Annotated in this window: 6 protein-coding genes; 4 read left to right on the top strand and 2 right to left on the bottom strand. The window is 71.7% G+C overall.

Annotation, left to right across the window (positions count from 1 at the left end; genetic code table 11):
• Positions 1 to 279: LemA family protein (locus C667_RS20220; protein WP_004379828.1), on the bottom strand; the 279-nt coding region annotated here is incomplete at its 3' end.
• A gap of 110 nt (positions 280 to 389) precedes the next feature.
• On the opposite strand from C667_RS20220, the gene C667_RS20225 reads away from it, so the two are divergent.
• Together C667_RS20225 and C667_RS26715 are read left to right on the top strand one after the other, a co-directional pair.
• Entirely contained in the window at positions 390 to 1,613 is a 1,224-nt protein-coding gene (locus C667_RS20225; RefSeq protein ID WP_245538515.1) for an MFS transporter, read from the top strand.
• Entirely contained in the window at positions 1,610 to 1,738 is a 129-nt protein-coding gene (locus tag C667_RS26715) for a hypothetical protein (protein ID WP_281054851.1), read from the top strand. The genes C667_RS20225 and C667_RS26715 overlap by 4 nt, the downstream gene beginning before the upstream one ends.
• Positions 1,739 to 1,778: 40 nt before the next feature.
• Here C667_RS26715 and C667_RS20230 read toward each other — a convergent pair whose 3' ends face one another.
• Positions 1,779 to 2,642, bottom strand: a complete 864-nt coding sequence (locus C667_RS20230) for an HDOD domain-containing protein (RefSeq protein ID WP_004379830.1) — start codon at positions 2,640 to 2,642, stop codon at positions 1,779 to 1,781.
• A gap of 184 nt (positions 2,643 to 2,826) precedes the next feature.
• Here C667_RS20230 and C667_RS20235 point away from each other — a divergent pair, with 184 nt between their 5' ends.
• Positions 2,827 to 3,822, top strand: a complete 996-nt coding sequence (locus tag C667_RS20235) for an oxidoreductase (protein ID WP_004379831.1) — start codon at positions 2,827 to 2,829, stop codon at positions 3,820 to 3,822.
• 12 nt (positions 3,823 to 3,834) lie between these two features.
• Positions 3,835 to 4,811, top strand: a 977-nt coding sequence (locus C667_RS20240) for a GGDEF domain-containing response regulator (RefSeq protein ID WP_004379833.1), incomplete at its 3' end; no start/stop codon positions are given.

Genomic DNA, 4,811 nt, shown 5'->3' on the forward strand with positions numbered 1-4,811 from the left:
GGCGCCGAGCGCCGCCACGTCGCGGGCCTCGCGCGCCTGGGCGACGCGGGCGCGCGCCTCGGTCACGCGCGCGAGCGTGTCCTGCTCGAACTGCTTGTACTGCCGGCACACCTCGACCAGCTTGGGCAGCTCGTCGTGGCGCTGCTTGAGCAGCACGTCGAGGTTGGCCCAGGCCTTGGCGAGGTTGTGCTTGAGCTGCACGAGGCCGTTGTAGATCACCACGCCATATACCAGCGCGAGGACGACGAGGCCGAGGAAGACTGCGCTGCCGATGCTCATTGCGGGGACTCCATTGCGAATGCGCGCATCTTATACTCGCGCCCTCGCGCCACGTGTTGCGCATGCCACGGTGGCGGCGAATCGCCTCCCTCGCAGCGGATATTCCCATCTTGTCCCTCCCGTCTTCCCCCCTCGCGGCCCCCGCCTTCCTGCGCCGCCCCGCGGTCGTCATGGCCTGCGGGGCGCTGATCCTCACCCTGGCCATGGGCGTGCGCCACACCGGCGGCCTCTTCCTGCAGCCGATGACGCTCGACCACGGCTGGTCGCGCGAGCTGTTCTCCTTCTCGATCGCGCTGCAGAACCTGCTGTGGGGCGTGTTCCAGCCCTTCGCCGGCGCCTTCGCCGACCGCCACGGCGCCGGCCGCACCCTGGCGGGCGGGGCGCTGCTCTACGTCCTCGGCCTCGTGGTGATGGCCCATGCCGACAGCGCGCTCGGGCTCAACCTCGGCGCCGGCCTGCTGATCGGGATGGGCCTGTCGGGCACCACCTTCAGCGTGGTGCTGGGGGTGATCGGGCGCATGGCCGCGCCCGAGAAGCGCAGCCTGGCGCTCGGCATCGCCTCGGCGGGCGGCAGCTTCGGCCAGTTCGCGGTGCTGCCGGTGGGGCAGGGGCTGATCACCGCCGTCGGCTGGCAGGACGCGCTCTTGTGGATGGCGCTGGGCATCGCCTTCATCATCCCGCTCGCCGCCGCGGTCACCGGCACCAGCGCGCGCGGCGGTGGGGTCGAGCAGTCGCTGCGCCAGGCGCTCGCCGAGGCGATGCGCACGCCGAGCTTCCATTTCCTGTTCTGGAGCTTCTTCGTGTGCGGCTTCCAGACCGCCTTCGTCATGCTGCACCTGCCGGCCTACGTGGTCGACATGGGCCTGTCGGCCAACATCGGCATGAGCGCGGTGGCGATGATCGGGCTGTTCAACATCTTCGGCTCCTTCCTGTCGGGCTGGCTGGGCGGCCTGTATAGCAAGAAGTGGCTGCTGGCGTGGATCTACGCGCTGCGCATCGTGGCCATCCTGGCGCTGATGCTGTTCCCGCTCAGCCCGCTCACGCTCTACGTCTTCGCCGCGGTGATGGGCCTGCTGTGGCTGGGCACGGTGCCGCTCACCAGCGGCCTGGTGGGCTGCATCTTCGGCATGCGCTACGTCGGCATGCTGTACGGCATCGTCTTCCTCGGCCACCAGATCGGCGGCTTCCTGGGCGCCTGGCTGGGCGGACGCATCTTCGACCTCAGCGGCTCGTACGAGATGGCGTGGTGGCTGTCGATCGCGCTCTCGGTGATGGCGGCGGCGCTGTCGCTGCCGGTGCGCGAGGCCCCGCTCGCGCGGCTGGCCACGCCATGAAAAAGGCGCTGCTGCGCCTGGCGCTGGTCGTGCTGGCGGCGCTCGTGCTGGGCCTGCTCTTCGCCGCCTACCAGCAGCCGGCGCTGCTGCTCGACTTCAGCAACCTGATCCTGCTCTGCGGCTGAAGGGGCTGGCCGCGAGCCGCCGGGCTGCGGTGCGCTCCGCTCAGTCCGCCTGCGCGTCCGGCAGCAGGCCGGCGCGCAGCTCGGCCGGCACGCCCAGGCGCTGCAGCAGGCTCTCGCGCGGCTGGTGCAGCAGCGCTTCGAGCTCGGCCAGGTCTTCCTGCAGCGCCGGGCTGGTCCAGCCGCGCGCCTGGTGGCGGGCGAAGCGGGTGGCGAGCGTGATGGTGCGCACGCGCGGGTTGTCGGCGTGGCCGCTGTCGAGCAGCCCGGCGAGCAGGCCCGGCAGCCGCCACGCGGCGATCAGCGCGTGCTGGAGCTCCGCGGCGCTGACCCCGAAGACCTCGCGCTGCACTTCGGCCGCGGGGCGCGCGGGATCGGCCTGCCGGCGCGCGATCGCCTCCAGGGTGAGCGTCGGCGCATGGATCGCGCACACGATCTCGGTAGCCTCGCGCAGCAGGGTGGCCACGGTGATCTCCTGCACCTCGTGATCGCGCCGCAGCGTCGCGAACTCGCGCGCGAGCGTAGCTGCGCGGCGCGCGCGCGCGATCAGCTTGAGCACCACGACGAGCGCCTTCGGATGCGCCGCGAGGGTGTCCTCCACCGTGGGCAGCGCGGAGAAGGTGGAGAAGAAGGGCTCCACGCCCAGCATCAGCACGGCGCGCTCGATGGTGGTGATGTCGTGGTTCTGCGAGGCGCGTCGGTTCGACTCCAGATGGGTGAGCAGGCGCAGGGTCATCAGCGGGTCGGCGAGCACCACCGCGGCGATCTCGCGCGCGCCGGGCGGGTGCTCGGCGCCGCGCAGCTCCTCGAAGGCGCGCGCGGTGTGGCGCAGGACGGGCAGGCCGGCGCGGTTGAAGGCGTCGATGTAGGCTGCGGACGAGGGCAGGGGGCTGGGCAGCAGGGGCATGTTCGCGGTCTCTGGCGCGTTCGGTGTGGCAGCGGAGCGGCGCACGGGATCAACCCGGATTCACGGCCGCCGCGGCGCAAACTTGAGGCGGATGCGCCCTGTTCGGGCAGATTGCAAGTTGCGGCTATAATTATGAATCAGCGCGGCCGCAGGGCTGCCCGCCACATCGACAGGAGACTCCCGGATGAATCCCTTCAAGGCCTTCGTGATCGACCAGGACGAGAACCGCAAGGTGGTCGCCGGCATGCGTGCGATGAGCGCAGACCAGCTCGATGCGGGCGAGGTGACGATCCGCGTGCACTACTCCAGCATCAACTACAAGGACGCGCTCGCCGCGACCGGCGCGGGCAAGATCATCCGCCGCTTCCCCTGCGTCGGCGGCATCGACCTGTGCGGCGAGGTGGTCGACAGCGCCGATGCGCGCTTCCAGCCGGGCGACAAGGTCATCGCCACCAGCTTCGACATCGGCGTCGCCCACCATGGCGGCTACGCCGAGTACGCGCGCGTGCCGGCGGGCTGGGTGGTGCCGCTGCCGGCCGGGCTCGACCTGTTCGAGGCCATGGCGCTGGGCACCGCCGGCTTCACCGCCGCGCTCGGCATCGTGCGCATGGAAGACAACGGCCTGGCGCCGGCCAACGGGCCGGTGGTGGTCACCGGCGCCACCGGCGGCGTCGGCGCGCTCGCCATCGACATGCTGGCGCAGCTCGGCTACCACGTGGTCGCGCTCACCGGCAAGGAGGCCGAGGCCGACTATCTCGAGATGCTGGGCGCGGCCGAGATCCTGCTGCGCTCGTCCATCGACTTCGACAAGGTGCGGCCGCTCGAGGCGGCGCGCTGGGCCGGCGCGGTGGACAACGTCGGCGGGCAGATCCTGCACTGGGTGCTGGCGACCATGAAGCAGGCCGGCACCGTGGCCAGCATCGGCAACGCGGCGAGCTTCAAGATCGACACCACCGTGTTCCCGCTCATCCTGCGCGGCGTGAGCCTGCTCGGGGTGGATTCGGGCTACATGGGCTTCCCGACCCGGCTGCGGGTGTGGGAGCGCCTGGCCACCGACCTCAAGCCGCGCCACCTCGCTGCGATCACGCGCACGATCGACTTCGACGCGCTGCCGGGCGCCTTCGACGACTTCATCCACGGCCGCGTCAAGGGCCGCACCGTCGTGCGCATCGGCGCCTGAGAGCCGCCCGCCATGGACCAGGGTGCGCTGACGACGGACGCGGACGGCAGGCTGCCGCGCATCCTCGTCGTGGACGACTCGCGCATGGTGCGCGCGTCCATCGTCAAGCACATCCGCGGCCGCTTCGAGGCGCGCGAGGAGCCCGATGGCGAGGCCGCCTGGGAGGCCCTGCTGGTCGATCCGGCGATCGAGATCGTGCTCACCGACATCGGCATGCCCCGCCTCGATGGCTACGGCCTGCTCGAGCGCCTGCGCGCCTCGAAGCTGCCGCGCGTGCGCGACCTGCCGGTGGTGATCATCTCCGGCGACGAGGACGAGTCCGCGCGCGCACGCGCGCTCGCCCTCGGCGCCAACGGCTTCGTCACCAAGGGCACGGGCGGGGTCGAGCTGCTCGCCACGCTGATGTCGCTGCTGCGCCTGTCCAAGGCGCAGGGCGAACTCGAGCGCAGCCGCGCCGCGCTCGAGCGTCACAGCCCGATCGACCCCGAGTCGGGGCTCGCGACCGAGGCCTACCTCGAGCACCACGGCGCCCAGGCGGTGGTCGAGGCGCGCCGGCGCCAGGCCGACATCGGCGCGATGGTGATCGGCATCGACCAGTTCGACGAGCTCTCCGCGCGCTACGGCGTGCAGGTCGTGCAGCTCATTCTGCGCAAGCTCGGCAAGCTGGTGAGCGGGCGCATCCGCGCCGAGGACACCTTGTCGCAGCACGGCCAGGCCTGCTTCGCGCTGCTGTCGCCGGGCATCGACCGCGTGTCCACCTGCGCCTTCGCGCTGCGCCTGCGTGAAGGCGTCGAGAAGCTGGTGATGGCCTACCGCGACGAGCGCATCCGCGTGACGCTGAGCATCGGCGTCGCCAGCGCGGTCGCCGACGGCCGCGACGCGATCGGCGCGCTGCTCGCGCTCGCCCAGGAGCGCGCCGACCAGGCGCGCGCGGCGGGTGGCAACCGCGTCGTCGCCGAGGGCGGCGTGGTCGACCCGGCGGCGATCGA

The sequence above is a fragment of the Thauera phenylacetica B4P genome, from assembly GCF_000310225.1.
GTDB lineage: Bacteria > Pseudomonadota > Gammaproteobacteria > Burkholderiales > Rhodocyclaceae > Thauera > Thauera phenylacetica.